Raw genomic sequence first — 20,251 nt, forward strand, 5'->3', positions numbered from 1 at the left:
GAAAGGAACCACCACCATGCCCGAACTCAACGACCGCGCCATCCAGGGCGACGGCTTCGCGACCCTCAACGTCGCGACGATCCTCGCCGAGAGCGCCGCTCGCTACCCCGAGGCGCCCGCGGTGCACTTCGCCGGCCACACCATCCCCTACGCCGCCCTGTGGAATCAGGCACGCGCATACGCCGGAGCGCTCCAGGCCCGAGGAATCGGCAAGGGTTCGCGCGTCGCCCTCATGGCGCCCAACGTGCCGGACTTCATGCGCGTCTACTACGGCGCCCTGGCCCTGGGCGCGATCGTCGTGCCCGTCCACCCGCTCTTCAAGAAGAACGAGATCGCTTTCGTGCTGGGTGACGCCCAGGCCGACCTGTTCGTCGCCGCGGCGCCGTTCCTCGCTGAGGCCCTCCCTGCCGCCGCGACCGCGCAGGTGCCGACGCTGTCCGTGCTCGTCCCCGATGAGATGGTCGCCGCCACCGGTGTGCCCCGCCTCGAAGAGGAAGCTGCCGCCGCGACCCCCATCGCCGGAATCGCTCAGACGAACCCGCTGGATGCGGCCACCATCCTCTACACAAGCGGAACGACCGGCACCCCGAAGGGTGCTGTCAGCTCGCACTTCTCCATCGTGGAGCAGGTTCACACCTCACTGATCGACTCGCTCGACATGCGTCGCGACGACGTCGTCTTCGGCGGACTGCCCCTCTTCCACACGTTCGGCCAGACTGCCGTGATGAACACCGCCTTCCGACGGGGCGCCTCGATTGCGCTGATGCCGCGCTTCGAAGCAGATGCCGCTTTGCAGCTCGTCGTCGACCAGGGCGTGACGATCTTCGCCGCCGTCCCGACGATGTTCGTCGACCTGCTGCAGGCTGGCGCGCGCTCCGACTTGCAGCCGACTTTCCGCTACGGCGTGTCGGGCGGCGCTGCTCTCCCGCGTGTGATCCTCGACAAGTTCGCGGCACGCTTCGGCGCCCAGGTGCACGAAGGCTACGGACTCACTGAAACCACCCCGATCGTCTCGTTCAACGTCGTCGGTGAAGACATTCGCCCGGGCACGGCCGGAACTCCGCTGTGGGGCGTCGACGTTGCGATCGCCAAGGCCGATATCGACGACCGCATCGAGCTGACGACGGACCCGGAGGAGATCGGCGAGATCGTCGTTCGCGGCCACAACATCTTCAAGGGCTATATCGGGCGAGAAGAGGCCACAGACCAGACTGTGGTCGATGGCTGGTTCCGCACCGGCGACCTCGGCACGATGGCCGACCGCGTCATCACGATCGTCGACCGCAAGAAAGACCTCATCGTCCGCAACGGCTACAACGTCTACCCGACGGAGGTCGAACAGGCCGTCGGCGCACACCCCAAGCTCATCACCGCTTCCGTGTTCGGCGTCCCCGACGAGCGCCGCGGCGAAGAGGTCCACGCGGCCGTCGTCGTCAAACCCGGCGAAGAGGTCTCCGCGGAGGAGATCATCGCCTTCGCGCGCGAGCAGCTTGCCGAATACAAGTACCCGCGCGTCGTCCACATCGTCGATGAACTGCCGCTCGGCGCGAGCGGCAAGGTTCTGCGCCGAGCGCTCGTCGAGCGGTATACCGCCGACCTCGAAGCCGCCGTCGCAGGCTGACCATCTCGGTGCGGGGGCCGGGCGTTCGGTCCCCGCACCATATCTCAAGGAACACCACCATGACGGACCGACTCGACCAGCTGATCACCGACCTGATCGCCCGCGGCGAACTCCGAGACGCGCAGTATGCGATCGGGCTCGACAACGCCATCGTCACCACGAAGGCGTTCGGCGGCGCCGACCTCGACAGTCGCTTCTGCATCTTCTCTTCGACGAAGCCGATCTTCGCCTCCCTGCTCTGGCGCCTGATCGACCAGGGTCGGCTCCGTCTCGGCACCCGCATCGTCGAGGTCTGGCCCGAGTTCGGCCAGCACGGCAAAGACTCGATCACCATCGAGCATCTGCTGCTGCACACGGCCGGCATCCCGAGCCCGATGATCACGCCGGAGGCGATCGGCAGCCGGGCCTCCCGCGCCCACGAGATCGAGCAGTGGCCGCTCGAACTGGAGTCGGGAACGGCGTACACCTACCACCCCTTCTCGGCCGGCTGGGTACTCGCCGAGGTGGTGACGCGCATCACCGGGATGCCGCACGGCGAGGCTCTCCGCTCGGAGATCCTGGAGCCGCTCGGCATCGACCGACTTGAGCTCGGTGTGCCGGTCGAGCGGCTCGGCGACGTCCGACGGATCGACTACATCCGCGAGGCTCCGTTCGACGTCTTCGAGGCTGTCACGGGCCAGCCCTCCCCGCCCGCCGATCCTGATGTTGAGGAACCTTTCGACATCCGCGGCTTCGCAAACGACCCCGTCGTGATCGGCGCCGGTGCGCCGGGGGGCGGCGCGATCTCGAACGCGGCATCCGTCGCCACGTTCTATCAGGCACTGCTGCACAATCCCGCGCACCTCTGGAGCGACGAGATCCTCGCCGACGCGACGACGAACATCCGAAACACATTCCCCGATGGCCTCGCGCTCGGCGCCCCCGCCAACCGTACGATCGGTCTGATCATCGCCGGCACCGGTCACCGCCGGTTCACCCTTCCGCAGCACGGGATCGACCTCGTGATGCACCCGTTCGCACCTGCGGTCTCACCGCAGACCTTCGGCCACGGCGGCGGAGGCGGTCAGATCGCGTTCGCCGATCCGACGACCGGCGTCTCATTCTGCTTCCTGTCGAACGTCATCGACCGAGACGCGTTCGGTGCATTCCAGAACCAGCAGGACATCATCGAGGCCGCCGTCACCTCGATCATATGAGATCCCCCCGGAACGTGACCCGCATCGACCCGAACGATGCGGGTCACACTCTTTTCCGACGCGTTTCCGACGCAATGCGTCGAGCATCACGTCCTGCTCCCCGCAGGGGCACTCACACGATCTCGAACAGCCCCGCCGCGCCCTGTCCCCCGCCGATGCACATTGTCACGACGGCGAGCTTCGCTCCGCGGCGACCTCCCTCACGCAGAACGTGTCCCACCATGCGAGCCCCTGACATGCCGTAGGGGTGGCCGATCGAGATGGCGCCACCGTTGACGTTGAGCTTCTCGGGATCGATGCCGAGCGCGTCGCGGCAGTAGACGACCTGGGATGCGAATGCTTCGTTGAGCTCCCAGAGATCGATGTCGTCGACCCCGAGTCCCTCGCGACGCAGCAGCTCGGTGACGGCGGGAACGGGCCCGATGCCCATCTCGTCGGGTGCGACGCCGGCGACCGCGATGCCCCGGAAGACTCCGAGGGGCGCGAGTCCGCGACGGGATGCCTCGTCCTCGGCCATCACGACGGTCGCAGCGGCACCATCTGAGAGCTGGCTCGCGTTGCCCGCGGTCACCGACGACACCGCCGCGGCGACTCCGTCCGCGAGCACGGGCCGCAGCGCCGCAAGGTCGTCGATCGTGGTCGACGGACGATTGCCCTCGTCGCGGTTCAGCAGCGTGTCGCGGAACGTGACCTCGCCGCTCTCGCGGTCGAGGACGCTCTGCACAGTAGCCAGAGGCACGACCTCGTCATCGAAGCGACCCGCCTCCTGCGCGGCGGCGGTGCGCTGCTGCGATGTCAGGGCGTAGGCATCCTGAGCATCGCGGGAGATCCCGTACCGCTCGGCGACGATCTCGGCGGTATTCAGCATCGGGAGGTAGATGCCCGGAGCGGTCTCCTTCAGCCAGGGGTCCGCGGCGCGGTGGGTGTTCATGTGCTCGTTCTGCACGAGCGAAACCGACTCGACGCCTCCGGCGACGGCGATGCGCAGATCGCCGTTCACGACCTGCGCCGAGGCGAGAGCGATCGACATGAGCCCCGACGCGCACTGGCGATCCACCGACATCCCGGGCACCGACACCGGCAGCCCCGCACGCAGTGCCGCCTGGCGAGCGATGTTGCCCCCCGTCGCACCCTGCTGCAGCGCCGCCCCGAAGATCACATCATCGACCTCCGCCGGGCCGATTCCGGCGCGCTCGACGACCGATGCGATGACGTGACCGGCGAGCTCCTGCGGCTGCGTGTTGTTGAACGCCCCCCGGTACGCCTTCGCGATCGGCGTACGCGCAGTACTGACGATGACGGCTCTCGACATGGCACTCCCTCGTGGTGACGGGTGGTCAGCGGACGGACTTGATCGGCCAGATCGCGACGGCACCGAGCAGCGAGAGCACGATGGCGACGGGGAAGAGCCCGACATAGCCGAAGATCGCGATGACGATGCCGGACGCCACCGGGCCGATGGTCGCCGGAAGCGACGCGGCGATGTTGATGACCCCCAGGTCCTTGCCGAACGACTTCGCCGAGGGCAGCACCTGACTCATGAGCGCCGTGTCGACGGCGACATACATGCCGAACCCGAGAGCGAGGATCGCGAACATCACACCCCAGCCCACGATGGTCGGCCAGAACCAGGGCACGAACAGGGCGAGAGCCATGGCGACGGAGGCACCGAAGACGAACGGCTTGCGCCGCCCGAAGCGGTCAGAGAGAGGGCCCGAGACGACCGTACCGAGGATGATCCCCACCAGGCCGATGAAGCCGAACAGAGGAATGAAATCCTGCGGCCGCTTGATGCCGATGTAGTCCGAGAGGACATAGAACTGGTACCCGATCACCATGTTGTAACCAGTAAAGAGCACGAGCCGCGCCGTGAATGCCCAGAAGAAGTCGGGGTGCTTGATCGGGTTGACCCAGAACGTCCGGACGAAGTCCATCCATCCGAGCTTGTCGATGTGGATCTCGCGGCTGGAGTGGTCGGGGTTGAAAGCCACGAACAGCAGCAGCACGCCGACGGCGAGCGCCGCGAAGACCATGTACCCGACTCGGTAACTGTCGGTGAGAGCAGCTGCGACGATCGAGCCGACGACAGCTCCGGTCATGAGCGCGATGCCGGATACCGCGGCGAAGGTGCCGCGACGGTGAAGCGGCACGCGGTCGGGAAGAATCGCCGAGAACGGACCCTGCACGAACGCCATGGCGACCTGTACGAAGAACCAGGCGATCGTGATGCCCCAGACGCTGCCTGCGAACGCCATGCCGACGAGCGCGAGCGCCACGACGAGCGAGCCGAGGACGATCCACGGCGTGCGGCGCCCGAAGCGGCTGCGGGTGCGGTCGGAGATCTGACCCGCGATCGGGCCCGCGATAAGCGAGCCTGCGCCGCTGACCGACAGGACGAGCGCGAGATTGAACTCCTTGTTGGCCGGGTCCATCAACTCGATCTGGAACGGCACGAGCACGCCGGGGATCGCACTGATCATCGCGATCACGAGGCCGGCTGGGAACACCCAGCGGATGAGTCGATTGATCGACCCGCGGACCAGGGGCGGCGGATCCTCGTTTCCGTCGGCGGCGTCGATGAAGGCCGCTTCGAGGTCGGCAGCGGCAGATTCGGGGAGAGGGGTGGTCATTTCGCGTCCTGGTGAATGCGGGTGGGTGGATGAGGAAGCGGATCCGGATCGCTGATTCGGGTGTCAGAAGTGGTACGAACCGCTGCCGACCGCGTGCACGTCACCGCCCCAGTGCACGACTGCTGTCGTGTTGGCGGGGATTGTGACGTCGAGCGATTCGGTAGTCCAGTGGATGCCGACCTCGCCGTACGGGGTCAGCAGTGTGCGCGCACAGAACGTCAGCGGCACATCGGTGCGCGGCGCAATGACGATCCTCTTGTAGCCGGGCGCAGCGGCCTGGATTCCCGCGATCTCACGAGTGATCCAGTCATCGACAGCACCGAATGCGTAATGGTCCAGGCTCGAGGTCGTCGGCATGCCATCGGGGGCGATCGCATCCCAGTTCTCCCAGATCGCGGTCGCACCCTGGTCGACCTGGTACAGCCAGGATGGCATTCGGTCCTCCCAGACCAGCCCGACGGCGAGGTCAGGGCGTCCGATCTCGACGAGGACATCCAGCAGATACGGGGTCGCGACGAAGCCCGTGTCGAGCAGCCCGTCGTTATCGTCGAGGATGCTGACCAGCTTCGCCCCGTACGCCATCCGTCGCTCATCCGGCACGAGTCCGAAGGCGAAGGCGAGCACGTACCCCCCCATGAGCGGTGTCGGGAGCTCGTCGGCGGACATGAAGACACGCTGGATCGCAGCTTTCGTCGCCTCCGCTTCCTCGAGGTAGCGGTGATGATCGGCATCACGGTCGAGCAGACGCGCCACCTGCGCGAACAGGCTGAGCGATCGGTAGCCGAAGAACGGAGCGACGTAGAACGCCGATGACCGCGTGTTGTCCCAGTCGCCTTCCTTCTGGTGCTGGCTGGGAATCAGCCATTCGCCGAAGTGGAAGCCGGTGTTCCAGAGGTGTCGGTCCAGTTCCTCCGGGATGTCGTCGGAACCCCGCATGTGGCGCGCGGTATCGATGACGCTGTCGCACCACGCCTTCATTGACGCGTACGAGCGCTCGAGGACGGCGGTGCTCCCGGTCGCTCGGTAGATCTCCCACGGCACGATGACCGCAGCATCGCTCCACCCCGCGATGCCGGTGACACCGGTCGTTCCGAACTGCGCGCTCATCCTGAGCGACAGCGATTCGTAGAGCGTCGTGAACGGTACGGTCATCGGCACGACACCGTCGGGAAGCTGGTCGGCTTCGAGGTTGCGCAGCCACGCCTCGAGGAACGAGGTCATATCCTCGTTGGCGTACGCCGCGGGGGCGTACATCTGGATGTCCCCCGTGAATCCCGCCTTCTCCCGAGTGGGGCAGTCCGTCGGAATGGACATCGTGTTGTTGCGCTGCGACCAGACCACGTTCTCGTGAAGTCGGTTCAGCCGCGCGTCCGAACTCTCGAACGAACCGGCCGAATCCTTCGGCGTCGAGAGCACCACTGCCTCGAAGTCGGCGAGGTCGATCGCCTCGAGCCCGGTGACCCGCAGATACCGGAAGCCGTGGAACGTGAAGATCGGCTCATAGATCTGCGGCTTCCCGTCGGAGACATAGACGTCCTTCTGGCCGGCCAAGGTGCCGTTGAAGTACTCGCCGTCAGGTGTCGTGGCCTCGAAGTGCTCGAGGGCGACCTCCGTGCCGTGGGGAGCGTCGATGCGCACCCGCACCCGGCCGGCCACGATCTGACCGAAGTCGATGATCCGGTCGCCGGACGGCGCGATGTGCAGGGACACGGCAGGGAGCACCGCGACCGCGCGAATCGGCTCCAGGGGCTGCGCGACGAGGTTGTCGTATCCCAGGTTGACCACCCGAGCTCGCTGCGCGACGGAAGGAATCGCCGTGGCGTCATACCGCTCGCCCCAGTACAGATCCGACGATTGCACGGGTCCCGTACGGCAGGTGACCGCGTCGTCGGAGCTCACGATCTGCGTCGTGCCGTCGGCGTATTCCAGTTCGAGTTGGAAGAGCACCGCGGGGGTTTCGCGTTGAGCGTGGGACAGCGGTCTGGTCACCGGACAGTGGTACCAGCCGTCGCCGACGTACATCGACAACTCGTTGCCACCCACGCGCAGAAAGGCGGTCACATCGTACGTCTGCACGTACAGCCGACTTCGATAGACCGAGAACTCGGGCGCCAGCTCACGATCATCGGGGCGCACGCCGTTGACGGTGAGCCGGTACGCTCCGAGCGCGGTCGCGTACAGCCGAGCGCGCCGCACCGCGCCGTCGAGGCGGAAATCGCGCAGGAACTCCACGGCGGGCGGCTGGGTGCCGTGCCCCCAACCTTCGGCCGCCGGCCGCGGGATCGTGCTCTCGGCCCATTGCGCCCGCCAATCGTCGGCGAAGAGCGCCGTCTCGAATCCGGCTGACGCGGAGGCCGTATGACCGTGGTTGTCGGTCACCGTCACTGTCCATCGGTACTCCGTGCGACTGCGCAGCGGTTCACCGGCGTACGCGATGAAGGACTGTGCGTCAGAGTCGACGCGACCGGAATCCCATACGGTGAGCGGCCCCGCTGTGACCACGATGCGGTACGAGCTCTGCACCGTGTCCCGTGCAGAGGAGCGGAGCATCCAGGAGAACTCTGGTGTCTGATCGATGCCCAGCGGCTCGATGCGATTCAGGGTGCGCAGGCGAGCGAGTTCCATGGTCACGCCCCCGCGTGCTCCGCGACACACCGCTCGGCAACCCACATGGCGATCGTTGCGAGCGTCCGCTGCGCCTCGGGCAAGCCGGGCCGGTTGAGATGACCGTGGGCGACGTCGCGGGCGAGCTGCACGTCGACCTCGACCCCCACTTCGCGGAGCTGGTCGGCGTATCGCTCACCCGACGCGCGAAGGCCGTCGTACTCGCAGTTGATGATGAGCGTGGGGGGTAGAGCGGCAAGGGCGTCGGAGTCGCTCACGCCGGCGATGGCATACGCAGTCGCGTCGGCTGCCGGCGCGCCCAAGTAGTTCTCCATCACGGGCTCGATCACCTCGGGAGTGAAGGCCATGGCTGCGGGCAGATCGGCCAGCTTGGTCGCGAGTTCGTCGGACGCCGCCGGCAGGACGGCGTGCACAACCGGATACGCCAGCACGACCGCGGCAGGCTGGGTAGCGCCCGCAGCAATCAGTCGGAGGGCGACGCCGGCCGTGAGGCATGCGCCGGCGCTCGCTCCGCCGATGACGATGCGCGACGGATCCACACCGAGGGTTGCGGCGTGTCGCACCGCCCACTCGAAGACCGCGACGAGGTCGTCGCTGGGAGCCGGGAAGTGAACTCCTCCGAGGCACAGGCGGTAGTCGACGGAGATGACCACCGCGGCGGAGCGATTCACGATCTCACGGGCGACAGCGTCGGCCTCAGGCATGTCGAGATCACCGCCGAGGAACGCGCCGCCATGGCACCAGATGAGGAGCGGTCGCGCCGCACCATCGCCAGGGACATCGCCATGCGGACGATAGATGCGCACCGGCACGGGCTGGGCGGGCGATGGCACGGTCGCCTCGCGCACATCAGCCGCGGGCTTGAGGTACCCGGCCTCGGCAGACTGCGGCAAGGTTAGCCGGGCGACGAGCTCGTGGTCGCCACCCTGGTCCTCCCCGTTGGCGGCGGCAGCTTGCAGCGCTGCGGCCACCGCTGCCACACGCTCCCAGTACACGTCCGTCATGGTCAACATCCTTCCCCGCGAGAAGCGGCCATCAGCGTGTCGACGTCGTCGCGCGACACGGAATCTCCGAGCAGGTTCACGATCTTCTGCCACGGAAGCGACCCGAGCATGCGCAACGCCTCAGGTTGCGCCATCGCGCGCAGGAGGTCGGACTGAAGGGTGTCCAGCAGCACCGGGCCGACGATCGAATGCTCGAACCATTCCTGTGCGGTCGAGCCCATCGTCAGCTCGCGGTCGACCCGATCGCCCACAAGATCGATCGTCGTCTCGGCGTCCACCGCGAAAGCGTCACGCCCGAGGATCACGCGATATGAGCCGGGGGTCACGGCCCAGTCGTGCAGGTCGACGTCCCAGTAGGCGAACGCCCGGCGGTCGAGCTCGAGTTCGACCTCGACCGCACCTCCCGCGGGCACGTGCACTTTGCGGAATGCGCGGAGTTCGCGGGCACTGCGCTGCACGGTGCCGAGGGCTGAAGCATCCACGTAGACCTGCACGACGTGCGCACCGTCGCGGGTACCGGTGTTCTCGACCGTGACACGCACCGTCGCGGTGTCGTCACCCGTCACGGTGACGGTGAATCCCGACGTGCGGAAGGTGGAATAGCTCAAGCCGTGTCCGAACGGGTAGCGCACGGGGATTCCGCGCGTCGCGTACCAGCGGTAGCCCACGAGCGTCCGCTCACCGTAGACGACGTGACCCTGCTCACCGGGGAAGTTCCCGAAGGCAGGCGTGTCCGCGATGCGCAGCGGAATCGTCTCGGCCAAGCGCCCCGACGGGTTCACGACCCCGAAGACGACGTCGGCGATGGCCGCGCCGCCCGCCTGGCCGAGAAGGAATCCGTCGAGGATCGCATCGACGTCGTCGTGCCAGCCCTCCAGGCCCACGACTCCGCCGTGGGAGAGGACGACGACGGTCTTCGGCGCGGCAGCCGCCACCGCGCGAATCAGCGCGATCTGCGCGGTAGGAAGTTCTATCGTCGTGCGGTCGTAGCCCTCCGATTCGTCGGATTCGGCGAGCCCCGCGAAGATCACGGCGACTTCGGAGCGGGATGCCGCAGCCACGGCCGCTCCGCAAAGGTCGAGGTCGTCACCGCGCCCGTCGAGGGTGAACCCCGCGGCGAACTCGATGCTCGCGGAGTGCGCTGTGGCTGCGTCGAGGAAGGCCTCCGATCGCACGGCGTTGACGTGCGAGCTGCCGCCGCCCTGGAAGCGCGCCGTTCTCGCGAACTCGCCGATCACGGCGATCCGCATCTGGGCCTCGAGCGGCAAGGTCGCCTCATTTTTGAGGAGTACGATGCTCGCGGCCGCCGTCGCTCGAGCGAGCGCATGGTGGGCGTCGAAGTCCACCGCGACCTTGCCCTCGGCTCCGAGTCCGGTGAGCTTGACCACGCGCGCGACGCTGCGGTCGACGTCTGCCTCGTCGAGGTCTCCGGCTTCGACGGCTGCCACGATCTCACGGATGCTGCGTCCCCGCGTGCCGGGCATCTCGAGGTCGAGTCCGGCCGCGACCGCGACGGCCGGCCTGTGCACGGCACCCCAATCCGAGATGACGGCGCCCTCGAATCCCCATTCCGTTCGCAGTACGTCCTTCAGCAGCCACGGGTTTTCGGAAGCGTAGACGCCGTTGATGCGGTTGTAGGCGCACATCACGGTCGCCGGCTGTGCCTCCTTGACGATGCGTTCGAAGGCCGGAAAGTAGATCTCCCGGAGCGTGCGCTCATCGACCTCGGAGCTGACGCGCATGCGGTCGGTCTCCTGGTTGTTCGCTGCGAAGTGCTTCACCGATGCGCCGGCACCGGTCGACTGCATCCCGCGCACGTAGCCGACGCCGAGCGCACCCGCGAGCAGCGGGTCCTCCGAGTAGTACTCGAAGTTGCGCCCGCACAGCGGCGATCGCTTGATGTTCACCCCCGGGCCCAGGACGACATCGATGCCGAAGGACAGCCCCTCGCGGCCGAGCGCTTCACCCACCTTCGTCGCAAGTTCCGGGTCCCACGACGAACCCACGGCAACAGCGGGTGGGAAGCACGTGGACGGCTCGCTGGGCTGGAAGCCGAGGGCATCACCGCCGTTGAGCTGCGCCCGCAGGCCGTTGGGTCCGTCCGACATCCGCACCGACCGGATGCCGGCATCCTCGATCGGCTGGGTTGTCCAGGTGTCGCGCCCCGACAGCAGGGAGGCCTTCTGTTCGAGCGTGAGCACCACGAGGGCGGAGGTGTCGGATTCGGTCGCGCCACTCACCGCAGTGCGGCCTCTCTGTGAGTGGTGTGGTGGATGCCGGCGGCCAGCACGCGCGTGGTTCCGTCGGGCAGGACCAGATCGGCCTCGATACCGGCGGGAACTGTGCACTCGATCGTTATCTCGCCCGTGACCCCTCGGCGCCAGCCGCATTCGACCAGCCCGTGGCGCGTCTGCAGGGATCCCCTCGCCCAGTCCAGACCGGGGCCGGGCGTGGGCTGCAGGCGCAGGCGGGAGTAGCCGGGCTCAGCAGGCCGGATGCCGGCGACGGCCTTGTACAGCCAGTCGACCACCGCGCCGAGCGCATAGTGGTTGAAGCTCGTCATCTCACCCGGGTTGACGGTCCCGTCGGGAAGGAGCGAATCCCACCGCTCCCAGACAGTGGTCGCACCCATCTTCACCGCATAGAGCCAGGACGGCAGTTCGTCCTGGAGCAGCAGCCGGTATGCGATGTCGACGTGCCCGGTCTCGGTCAGCGCCCACACCACGTACGGCGTGCCCGCGAACCCGGTCGCGACGCGGTAGTCGCCCTCGGCGACCAACTCGGCCAGCCGCTCTCCCGCACGGGCCTTCTCGTCGTCGTCGAGCAGCCCGAAGTGGATCGCGAGCGCGTAGACGGCCTGCGCGTCGGACCGGATGCGTCCCTCCGGGCTGACGTAGTGCTCGCGGAACGCCTCACGTGTGCGCTCGGCCAGATCGTTCCACCGGTTCCGGTCGTCACTTCGCCCGAGCAGTTCCGCGGCGGCTGCACCGAACAGGGCCGATCGATAAAGGCAGGCGGTGGCGATCACCGACGCATCGGCTTTCGCGCGCATGGGCTCCTCGGGCGGAGCGGTCGGATCGAGCCAGTCGCCGAACTGGAATCCCGATTCCCACAGGCCGCTGGCAGAGAGCCTCGGCAGGATCGACTCGAGGTGCAGAACGACCCCGGGGTAATGCGCTTCGAGACGATCGCGATCGCCGTACGCCCACCACAGTGCCTCCGGCACCCAAGCCGCGGCATCCCCCCACACGGCCGTGGCGCCCAACGGCAGATCCCACGTCGCGCGCCTTTCAGCCGGAATCAGCTTCAGCACATTCGGGACGACGAAGGGAACGAATCCGGAGTGCTCGGCTTCCACGCGCAGATCCAGGAGCCAGTTGTGCAGCAGATCGGATGCGTCGAACTGATAGCACGCGGTTGACGCGTAGACCGCGATGTCACCCGTCCAGCCGAGCCTCTCGTCTCGCTGCGGGCAATCGGTGGGGACGTCGAGGAAATTGCCCTTCTGACCCCACACCGAGTTCTCGACGAGGCGATTGACCCGCGGATCCGAACACTCGAACGAGCCGGTTCTCGCCATGCGCGAGTGGACGACGACCGCCTCGATCGCGTCGACGCTCAATTCACCCGGATACCCCGTCACTTCGACGTAGCGGAACCCGTGGAACGTGAGAGTGGGTTCGAACACATCGTCCTCACCAGACAGAACATAGGTATCCGTCGCCTTCGCCCCACGCAGCGGCCGCGTAGCCAACTCACCGTGCTCGAGCACTTCTGCGTGACGGATCACGACTTCCGCACCCGCGCGCCCGTTGACGGTGAGCCGTGTCCAGCCGACGAGGTTCTGGCCGAAGTCGACGAGCGTCGCACCTGACGGAGACCGCCAGATGCGCTGAGGTGCGATCACCTCCTGACGCTCGATGGGAGGCTTCTCCTGCAGGATCAGGGTGTCCCGATCCACATCCGCGACCGTGATCTCCAGCGATTGCGGCACCACCGTCGCATCGATGCGCACGCCGTCATACAGGGTGTTCTGCGTGAATTCAGAGGTCTGCGCAGTCCAGTCGCGGTTCGTGCGAATCCACTGCACTGTTCCATCGGAATAGGTGATCTCGAGTTCGCCGATGAAGCCGATCTGCGAGCCATAGTCCAGGTCCAGCCCGAGGAAACCGAGCTTGCCTCGCCACCAGCCGTTGCCGACAAGCACCTCGAGCGCGGCGCCGTCGCGCACGAGCGGGGTGACATCGTAAGCCTCGACCGGGAGACGCCGCTCGTACGAACTCCAGCCCGGCGCCAGAACGCCGGCGCTCACGGGAACACCGTCGATCCGAGCCTCGAAGACACCGTGCGCGGTTCCCCGCAGCGTGGCGCGCTCGACGCGCGCGGCCGAAGCGAGATCGATCGTCGTGGTGAGCGTGAATGCGTTCACATCGTCATCGACCGTGAGGAGCTGCGACTCATCAAGCATGGGAGTTTCGCTCATTTCGTGTGGACACCTTCGCCCTCTGATTCTTCGTCGCCCGCAGGGGCGACCTCGATGGAGTCTACCTCAAAACCACCCACCTGGGTGACTTTGGATTCTTCTTGGTGTTGACTTGTGAGGAAGATCCGCTGGCGTGTCGTCCAGTCCCATCCCAGTGGCAACTCGGCGACTACGGTGGGCATCAGCATCGGTGCTCCTGCACCCGAGTGACGAAGGAACCACGGAACCATGACGACATCCGACACGACGCGGCGATTGCGCGGCGAGTACGCGAAGTCGGCGCAGCGCCGCAAGGAGATCATCGCCGCCGCGGTCGAGGTGTTCTCCGAATCCGGCTTTCGCGACGGCAGCCTCCGCACTGTCGCCGAGCGCGCCGGCATGACCCACGCGGGAATGCGGCACCACTTCCCCACCAAAGTCGACCTACTGGAGGCCGTGCTCCAGTGGCGCGAGGAAGACGCGCTCGAGCGTGCCCGCCGCGGGCACCCCGTCGGCATCGATGTCATCCGCGCGTGGGTCGACTCCGTCCGCGAGAACACAGGCACACCCGCGCTGGTCGAACTGGAGGCGATTCTCGCCGCCGAAGCCATTTCGTCGGACCACCCCGCGCACAAGTACTTCAGCGATCTGTACCTGCGCGCTGAGGACCTGCTCACGAAGGCGTTCACAACGATGGCGGATCGAGGTGAGCTGCGCGCCGAGATCAGTCCCGATGTCGCCGCACGGCTGCTTCTCTCGACGACGCTCGGCCTGCAGTCGCTCTGGCTGCGCAAGCGCTCGATCGACATCGCCGCGGAACTGCGCACATATACGTCCGTCCTTCTGACCGTGGAGCTGTGACCTAGCATCGGGCGACATCCTGCGTGACCGGATCCGCGCAGGTGAAGTGGCGTACTCCGCCGTCCACGCGGCGCGCCGTGCCGTCCGGCAGCGCGACCTCCGCCTCGACGCCGTGAGGGACGACGACGCGCACGTGGATGATGCCGTCCCGTCGCTCCCACCCGGATTCCACGACGCCGGCAGGGGTCTCGAGCGTCGCGGACGCCCAGTCCAGGCCAGGTCCGGGAGTCGGAGCCAGCCGAAGCCTCGCATAGCCCGGTGAAGCGGGGCGGATGCCGGCGACCACCTGGTAGAGCCAGTCGACGACCGCTCCGAGCGCATAGTGATTGAAGCTCGTCATCTCCCCGGGGTTGATCGAGCCGTCCGGGAGCATCGAGTCCCAGCGCTCCCAGATGGTCGTCGCACCCATCGTCACGGGGTAGAGCCACGAGGGGCATTCGGTCTGCAGCAGCAGGCGGTAGGCCTCGTCCACGTGACCGGTCTCGGACAGCGCCCACGTGACATACGGCGTCCCCGCGAACCCGGTCGTCACGACGAACCCGCTGTCGCGGACGAGCTGTGCCAGGCGATCACCCGCCTCCAGCAGGGCCTCACCCTCGAGTACGCCGAACACGATCGCGAGCGCGTAGGACGTCGGCGCGTCGGAGGTCAGCCGAGCGGAGGACGCGTCGACGAAGCGGCGCATGAAGGCGGCACGTGTGTCCGCGGCGAGGTTCTCCCAGCGGATGCGGTCCTCTTCATGGCCGAGGATCCGCGCCGCCTCGGCCGCGAAGTCCGCCGAGCGCACAAGACATGCCGTCGCCACCAGGCCGGCATCCGCCTTGGCCCGGCCGGGATCCTCGGGCGGGGCATCCGGATCGAGCCAATCGCCCCATTGAAAGCCGCGATCCCAGAGGCCTGTCGGCGAGAGCTGCGCGATCACGGATTCGAGATGCAGCGTCATCGCCGGGTAGTGCTCCGCGAGCCGGTCGCGGTCGCCGTAGGCGTGCCACAGCGCCTGGGGGACCCATACGGCCGCATCGCCCCAGATCGCCGTCGGCAGATCGCGCATGAGGTGCGGTCCACCGCCAGGCCCGAACTTCAGCACGTCGGGGACGACGGCGGGCACGGCTCGACCGTCGGCGTGGGCGGTCTCGGCGGCGAGGTCGAGGAGCCAATCGTGGAGGAAGTCGGCGACGTCGAACTGCGTGCACGCCGTTGCGGCGTATACGGCGATGTCTCCGGTCCACCCGAGCCGCTCATCGCGCTGCGGGCAGTCGGTCGGCAGCGACAGGAAGTTGCCTCGCTGCGACCAGACCGAGTTCTCGACGAGGCGGTTCACGAGGTCGGACGAGCACGAGAACCGGCCCGTGCGGCGAAGGTCCGAGTGGACGACGATCGCCTCGAGGTCATCAGAGGTGATCGCGCGGGGGTAGCCGGTCACTTCGACGTAACGGAAGCCGTGGAAGGTCAGCGTCGGCTCGAATTCGTCGTCGCCGCCCGAGAGCACGAAGACGTCGGTCGCCTCGGCGGACCGTAGAGGCCTGATCGCGAGTTCGCCCTCGTCGAGGGCCTCGGCATGGCGCAACATGACCGCTGCACCGCGCGCACCGCGCGCACGGAGCCGGACCCACCCGACGAGGTTCTGTCCGAAGTCGACGAGCGTGACCCCGGAAGGGGAGATGAAGGTGCGCGTCGGGCGGAGCAGGCCCTGACGCGTGATGGCGGGGCCTACCCGTGGAACGAGCGTCGCTCGGTCGAACGCGACCTCGCGAACCGCGAGCGCGTCGCGTCCCTGCCGCAGCCGGGCATCGATGCGCTGGCCGTTGTAGAGGTCGTTCGAGACGACGTCGCTCGTCCATGCCGTCCACCTCTCGTCCGTCACAATGCGCTGCGTCGTCCCGTCGGCGTACGCGATCTCGATTTCCGCGATGAAGCCGAGATCGTCGCCGTAGCGGACCTTCGCGTCTGCGAAGCCGAGGTCACCACGCCACCAGCCGTTCCCGAGCAGGACCTCGATCGTGTTCTCGGCGCGGAGGAGGTGCTCGACGGGGTCGGAGCTCACCGGAAGGCGCCATTCGTACGACGACCAGCCCGGCGAGAGCACCGCCTCCGACACCGCGCGCCCATTGAGCCGTGCCTCGTACACCCCGTGAGCCGTCGCACGCAGAACCGCCGATCGAACCCTGTCGACCGGGTGGTCGAGATGGAATCGGCCCGACAGGATGATGGCCGCGGATCTTTCGGCATCTGCTGTGATCATGGCGCTCGCATCGAGCAATGCAACTCCCTGGTGCATAGTGTGAATCGGATGCCGCGCAGCCGGTTCACGCGCCGCCGGCGAGCAGCGCACGGCGGCGGGAGCGTCGCTCCGCTTGGATGACGGGGTCGGGCACCGGTGTGGCCAGCTGCAGGCGCTTGGTATACGGATCTGCGGGGCGCAGCGACACCTGTTCGCTGTCGCCGAGCTCGACGATCCTGCCGTCATTGAGCACTGCGATCCGGTCGCTCATCTCGCGGACGACGCCGAGGTCATGGCTGATGAACAGATAGGAGGCGCCCGTCTCGTTCTGGACGTCCTTGAGCAGCTTCAGCACGCGCGCCTGGGTGGTCACGTCGAGCGCGCTGGTCGGCTCGTCGCACACGATGAGTGCGGGCCGCAGGGCGAGCGCGCGGGCGATCGCGATGCGCTGGCGCTGACCGCCGGAGAACTCCTTCGGGAATCTCGATCCGCTGTCGGCGGGCAGTCCGACCTGGTCAAGAAGCTCCCGCACCCGCGCACGCGCGCCCGCGACGCCCGACACTCGGAGCGGCTCGACGAGGATGCTCTCGATCGTCATCGACGGGTTCAGGGACGAGTAGGGGTCCTGGAAGACCACTTGGACGTCATTGGCGATGGCGCGACGCTGCGAGCGGGTGAGGCGTGTGATGTCCTTGCCCTGGAACGTGACCTTTCCGCCCGTCACGGGGGCGAGTCCGAGAAGGGCGCGACCGATCGTGGTCTTGCCCGACCCCGACTCCCCCACGAGTCCGAGGGTCTCGCCGGCAGCGACGTCGAAGGTCACCCCCTTGATCACGTCTATTCTCTTGCGGCCGCGGCGGTAGGTGACGCGCAGATCCTCGATGTGCAGTCCTGTGTCAGACATCCGTGCTCGACTCCTCGAGATCGACTGCTCGTGTCGATGCGAGCAGCTCCTTCGTGTACGGCTGCTGGGGCGCCCGGAAGATGTCGAGCGCCGTGCCGGACTCCACGATGCGGCCGTCCTTCATGACGCTCACGGTGTCGCACAGGTCGGCGACGACGCCGAAGTTGTGCGTCACGAGGATCATCCCGAGCCCTCGCTCGTCGCGCAGTTCGCGCAGAAGGTCGAGCACCTCGGCTTGCACGGTCACGTCGAGCGCCGTGGTCGGCTCGTCGGCGATGATGAGATCCGGATCCGCGGCGACCGCGCCGCAGATGAGCACGCGCTGCGCCATGCCGCCGGAGATCTGGTGCGGGAAGAGGTTGAACACCGCAACCGGATCCTTGATCCCGACGCGGTCGAGGAGGGCGAGGATCTCGCGCTTGGCATCCGCGCGGGATATCTTCTTCACCGCCCGCAGGCCGGCGACCAACTGGGACCCGACGGTGAAGCAGGGGTCGAGGTTCGACATCGGCTCCTGCGGGATGTAGGCGATCCGACGCCCGCGGGCGTGCGCCTGGGCCGCGCTGTCCGCGACGAAGTCCATGCCGTCGAAGACGACGGCACCACCCAGAACCAACGCTTCTGGACTCAGGATTCCGATGATGGCGAAGGCTGTCTGCGTCTTGCCCGATCCGGATTCGCCGACAAGACCGCGGATCTCGCCCCGCCGCACGTCGAGATCCACCTCGCGGACGACCTCGGTGACCCGGCCAGCGTCGACGGGGTATCCGACACGCAAGCCGCGGACGGACAGGAGGGTGCCCCGCGCCGCCGTCGCGTCGCGTGCGGCCGAGGAGCTCGTCGCGCGGTCCACCAAGGCCTTCCGCTCGTCGTTCGTGAGGGGTCGGCGCGCGACTCCCGGCTGAAGCGCGTCCCGGAGGGCGTTGCCCATCAGCACGAACGCGAGGATCGTGAGCGAGATGAGCGTTGCGGGCCAGATGACGCTGAGCGGATTCGCGTAGATGTTTCCGAACGCCTCCTCCAGCATCCCGCCCCACGACGCCTCCGCCGGGTTGCCGAACCCGAGGTAGTCCAGCGCGGCGGTGATCGCGATGCCGCCCGCAAGGACGAACGCGCTCTGAATGATGATGGGGGCGCGCACCGCCCACAGGATATGGCGGCCGACGATGCGGGAGTCCGAAAGGCCGACGACTTTGGCCGCGTCGACATAGAGCTCTTCCCGGACGCCGAAGACGACTCCGCGGACGAGGCGGTAGTAGCCCGGGGAGAGTTGGATGCCGAGCACGAGCATTGCCAGGGCGATGTTGGGCCCCGTGAGCGAATACAGCGCGATGAGCAGGACGATGCCGGGCATAGTCATGATGACGTCGTTGACCCAGCTCACGCTGGTGTCGAATGACCCCCGCCGATACCCGGCGATGAGTCCGGTCGGCACGCCCGCGATGAGTGCGGTGATGAGGAGGATCACGCAGGCGAGGAGCGTCCGCTGCGTGCCCCACATCAGCCGGGAGAGGATGTCGCGACCGGAACCATCGCCGCCGAGGAGGTGCTCAGGTGTGAACGGCGGCGCGTTGACCGCGTCGAGTTCTGAGTCGTTGGGTCCGTAGGGCGCCAGCAGCGGGCTCGCGATACCGATGACGATGATGACGAGCAGGAAGACCAGGCACGCGATGGCGACCGGGTTGCGCAGGAGTCGCTGAATCCAGTGCTGGCGTGCCGGGGTGGCGGGTTGCGGCGCCGAGTCGACGACGCCTTCGAGCGGCTGAGCCATCACGCAGCCCTCACTTTCGGGTTGAGCGCGGCCGTCGCGAGGTCCGCAAGCAGATTCACGATCGACACGAGGATCACGGTGACGGCCACACAGCCCATGACCACGGGGATGTCGCCGCCGGAGGAGGCGGTCGTGACGAGAGCGCCCATGCCAGGAAGGGCGAACACCTGCTCGATGATGACCACGCCGCCCACGAGTCCGACGGTCAGCAGCGCCAGCACGGTGAGCCCCGGTCCGCCGGCGCTGCGCAGCACGTGCTTGTAGATGATGAGTCGCTCCGGCACTCCCCGTGCACGGAGCGTGCGGACGAAGTCCCGGTCGAGCACGTCCTTCACTGCGCTGCGGAATTGAGCCGCGGCGCTGGCGACCGAGCCGAGCAGGATCGCCGTGACCGGCAGAGCGATCGAGGCGGCCCAGGCGCCCAGGCCATCCTCGATGGGGACATAGCCGGTCGCGGGGAAGATGGGCAGCGCGATCGCAAACGCGAAGACCAGGACGATCGCGACGATGAAGGACGGGACGGCGGAGAACGCCACCGAGATGAACTGCAGCATCCGGTCGACCCATCCGCCACGGGTCGCTGCCACGGCGCCGACCACGACCGAGAAGACGATCGTGAGGAGCAGGACGACGATCATGATCGCCAGGGTGACGGGAAGTCGGATCGCCAGGGTGTCGGTGACTTCCTGGCCGGTGTAGTAGGAGGTGCCGAGGTCGCCCCGGAAGAGCGCCTGCAACCACTGCCAGTATTGCTGGAGGACCGGCTGGTCCAGGCCAAGCTGTTCTGCCTTGGCCTGGACCGCCGCCTCGGTCGCGTTGATCCCCATGAGGTTCCGGGCGATCGCCATCGGGTTCGCGTACACGAGCACGAAGGTCGTGAGCGTGACGACGAAGAAGACGGCGACAGCCCTCAGAACGTTTGCTGCGGTGAGCTTGAGCATCGAAGCGCGACCTCT

At 67.3% G+C, this 20,251-nt stretch carries 14 protein-coding genes; 3 read left to right on the forward strand and 11 right to left on the reverse strand.

The window, feature by feature from the left end; all coding sequences use genetic code 11:
- Nucleotides 1–16 precede the first annotated feature (16 nt).
- Together AAIB33_RS07810 and AAIB33_RS07815 are read left to right on the forward strand one after the other, a co-directional pair.
- Complete coding sequence (locus tag AAIB33_RS07810; RefSeq protein WP_345802975.1) at nt 17–1,621, forward strand: AMP-binding protein; 1,605 nt, start codon at nt 17–19, stop codon at nt 1,619–1,621.
- Between the two features lie 59 nt (nt 1,622–1,680).
- Nucleotides 1,681–2,817, forward strand: coding sequence for a serine hydrolase domain-containing protein (locus tag AAIB33_RS07815; RefSeq protein ID WP_345802976.1), 1,137 nt, complete (start codon nt 1,681–1,683; stop codon nt 2,815–2,817).
- Between the two features lie 112 nt (nt 2,818–2,929).
- Here the strand turns inward: AAIB33_RS07815 and AAIB33_RS07820 are convergent, their stop codons facing one another.
- From AAIB33_RS07820 to AAIB33_RS07850, 7 genes are all read right to left on the reverse strand, one after another.
- The gene (locus AAIB33_RS07820; protein WP_345802977.1) at nt 2,930–4,129 is read right to left on the reverse strand and encodes an acetyl-CoA C-acyltransferase; all 1,200 of its coding nucleotides are present in this window, start codon (nt 4,127–4,129) and stop codon (nt 2,930–2,932) included.
- A 25-nt stretch (nt 4,130–4,154) separates the two neighbouring features.
- Nucleotides 4,155–5,447 (reverse strand): MFS transporter, encoded by a 1,293-nt coding sequence (locus tag AAIB33_RS07825; protein WP_345802978.1) that lies wholly within the window; start codon nt 5,445–5,447, stop codon nt 4,155–4,157.
- 63 nt (nt 5,448–5,510) lie between these two features.
- Entirely contained in the window at nt 5,511–8,072 is a 2,562-nt protein-coding gene (locus AAIB33_RS07830; RefSeq protein WP_345802979.1) for a family 78 glycoside hydrolase catalytic domain, read from the reverse strand.
- Between the two features lie 2 nt (nt 8,073–8,074).
- Nucleotides 8,075–9,076, reverse strand: a complete 1,002-nt coding sequence (locus tag AAIB33_RS07835; protein WP_345802980.1) for an alpha/beta hydrolase fold domain-containing protein — start codon at nt 9,074–9,076, stop codon at nt 8,075–8,077.
- 2 nt (nt 9,077–9,078) lie between these two features.
- On the reverse strand, nt 9,079–11,316 hold the full coding sequence (locus tag AAIB33_RS07840) for a glycoside hydrolase family 3 C-terminal domain-containing protein (RefSeq protein ID WP_345802981.1): 2,238 nt from the start codon (nt 11,314–11,316) through the stop codon (nt 9,079–9,081).
- Nucleotides 11,313–13,559 carry a family 78 glycoside hydrolase catalytic domain gene (locus AAIB33_RS07845; protein ID WP_345802982.1) on the reverse strand — a complete coding sequence of 749 codons (2,247 nt, stop codon included), beginning with the start codon at nt 13,557–13,559 and terminating at the stop codon, nt 11,313–11,315. Before AAIB33_RS07845 ends, AAIB33_RS07840 begins: the two co-directional genes overlap by 4 nt.
- A complete protein-coding gene (locus tag AAIB33_RS07850) occupies nt 13,556–13,747 on the reverse strand; it encodes a hypothetical protein (protein WP_345802983.1) in 192 nt (63 codons plus the stop codon). The genes AAIB33_RS07845 and AAIB33_RS07850 overlap by 4 nt, the downstream gene beginning before the upstream one ends.
- 40 nt (nt 13,748–13,787) lie before the next feature.
- Here AAIB33_RS07850 and AAIB33_RS07855 point away from each other — a divergent pair, with 40 nt between their 5' ends.
- Nucleotides 13,788–14,399, forward strand: a complete 612-nt coding sequence (locus tag AAIB33_RS07855) for a TetR/AcrR family transcriptional regulator (RefSeq protein ID WP_345802984.1) — start codon at nt 13,788–13,790, stop codon at nt 14,397–14,399.
- 1 nt (nt 14,400) lies between these two features.
- On the opposite strand, the gene AAIB33_RS07860 is transcribed toward AAIB33_RS07855, so the two are convergent.
- From AAIB33_RS07860 to AAIB33_RS07875, 4 genes are all read right to left on the reverse strand, one after another.
- A complete protein-coding gene (locus tag AAIB33_RS07860; RefSeq protein WP_345802985.1) occupies nt 14,401–16,641 on the reverse strand; it encodes a family 78 glycoside hydrolase catalytic domain in 2,241 nt (746 codons plus the stop codon).
- Nucleotides 16,642–16,705: 64 nt separating this feature from the next.
- Nucleotides 16,706–17,524 carry an ATP-binding cassette domain-containing protein gene (locus AAIB33_RS07865; protein ID WP_345802986.1) on the reverse strand — a complete coding sequence of 273 codons (819 nt, stop codon included), beginning with the start codon at nt 17,522–17,524 and terminating at the stop codon, nt 16,706–16,708.
- Nucleotides 17,517–19,295 carry a dipeptide/oligopeptide/nickel ABC transporter permease/ATP-binding protein gene (locus AAIB33_RS07870; protein ID WP_345802987.1) on the reverse strand — a complete coding sequence of 593 codons (1,779 nt, stop codon included), beginning with the start codon at nt 19,293–19,295 and terminating at the stop codon, nt 17,517–17,519. Before AAIB33_RS07870 ends, AAIB33_RS07865 begins: the two co-directional genes overlap by 8 nt.
- Nucleotides 19,295–20,236 (reverse strand): ABC transporter permease, encoded by a 942-nt coding sequence (locus AAIB33_RS07875; protein ID WP_345802988.1) that lies wholly within the window; start codon nt 20,234–20,236, stop codon nt 19,295–19,297. The genes AAIB33_RS07870 and AAIB33_RS07875 overlap by 1 nt, the downstream gene beginning before the upstream one ends.
- Nucleotides 20,237–20,251: the final 15 nt, after the last annotated feature.

The organism is Microbacterium sp. AZCO (genome assembly GCF_039614715.1).
GTDB lineage: Bacteria > Actinomycetota > Actinomycetes > Actinomycetales > Microbacteriaceae > Microbacterium.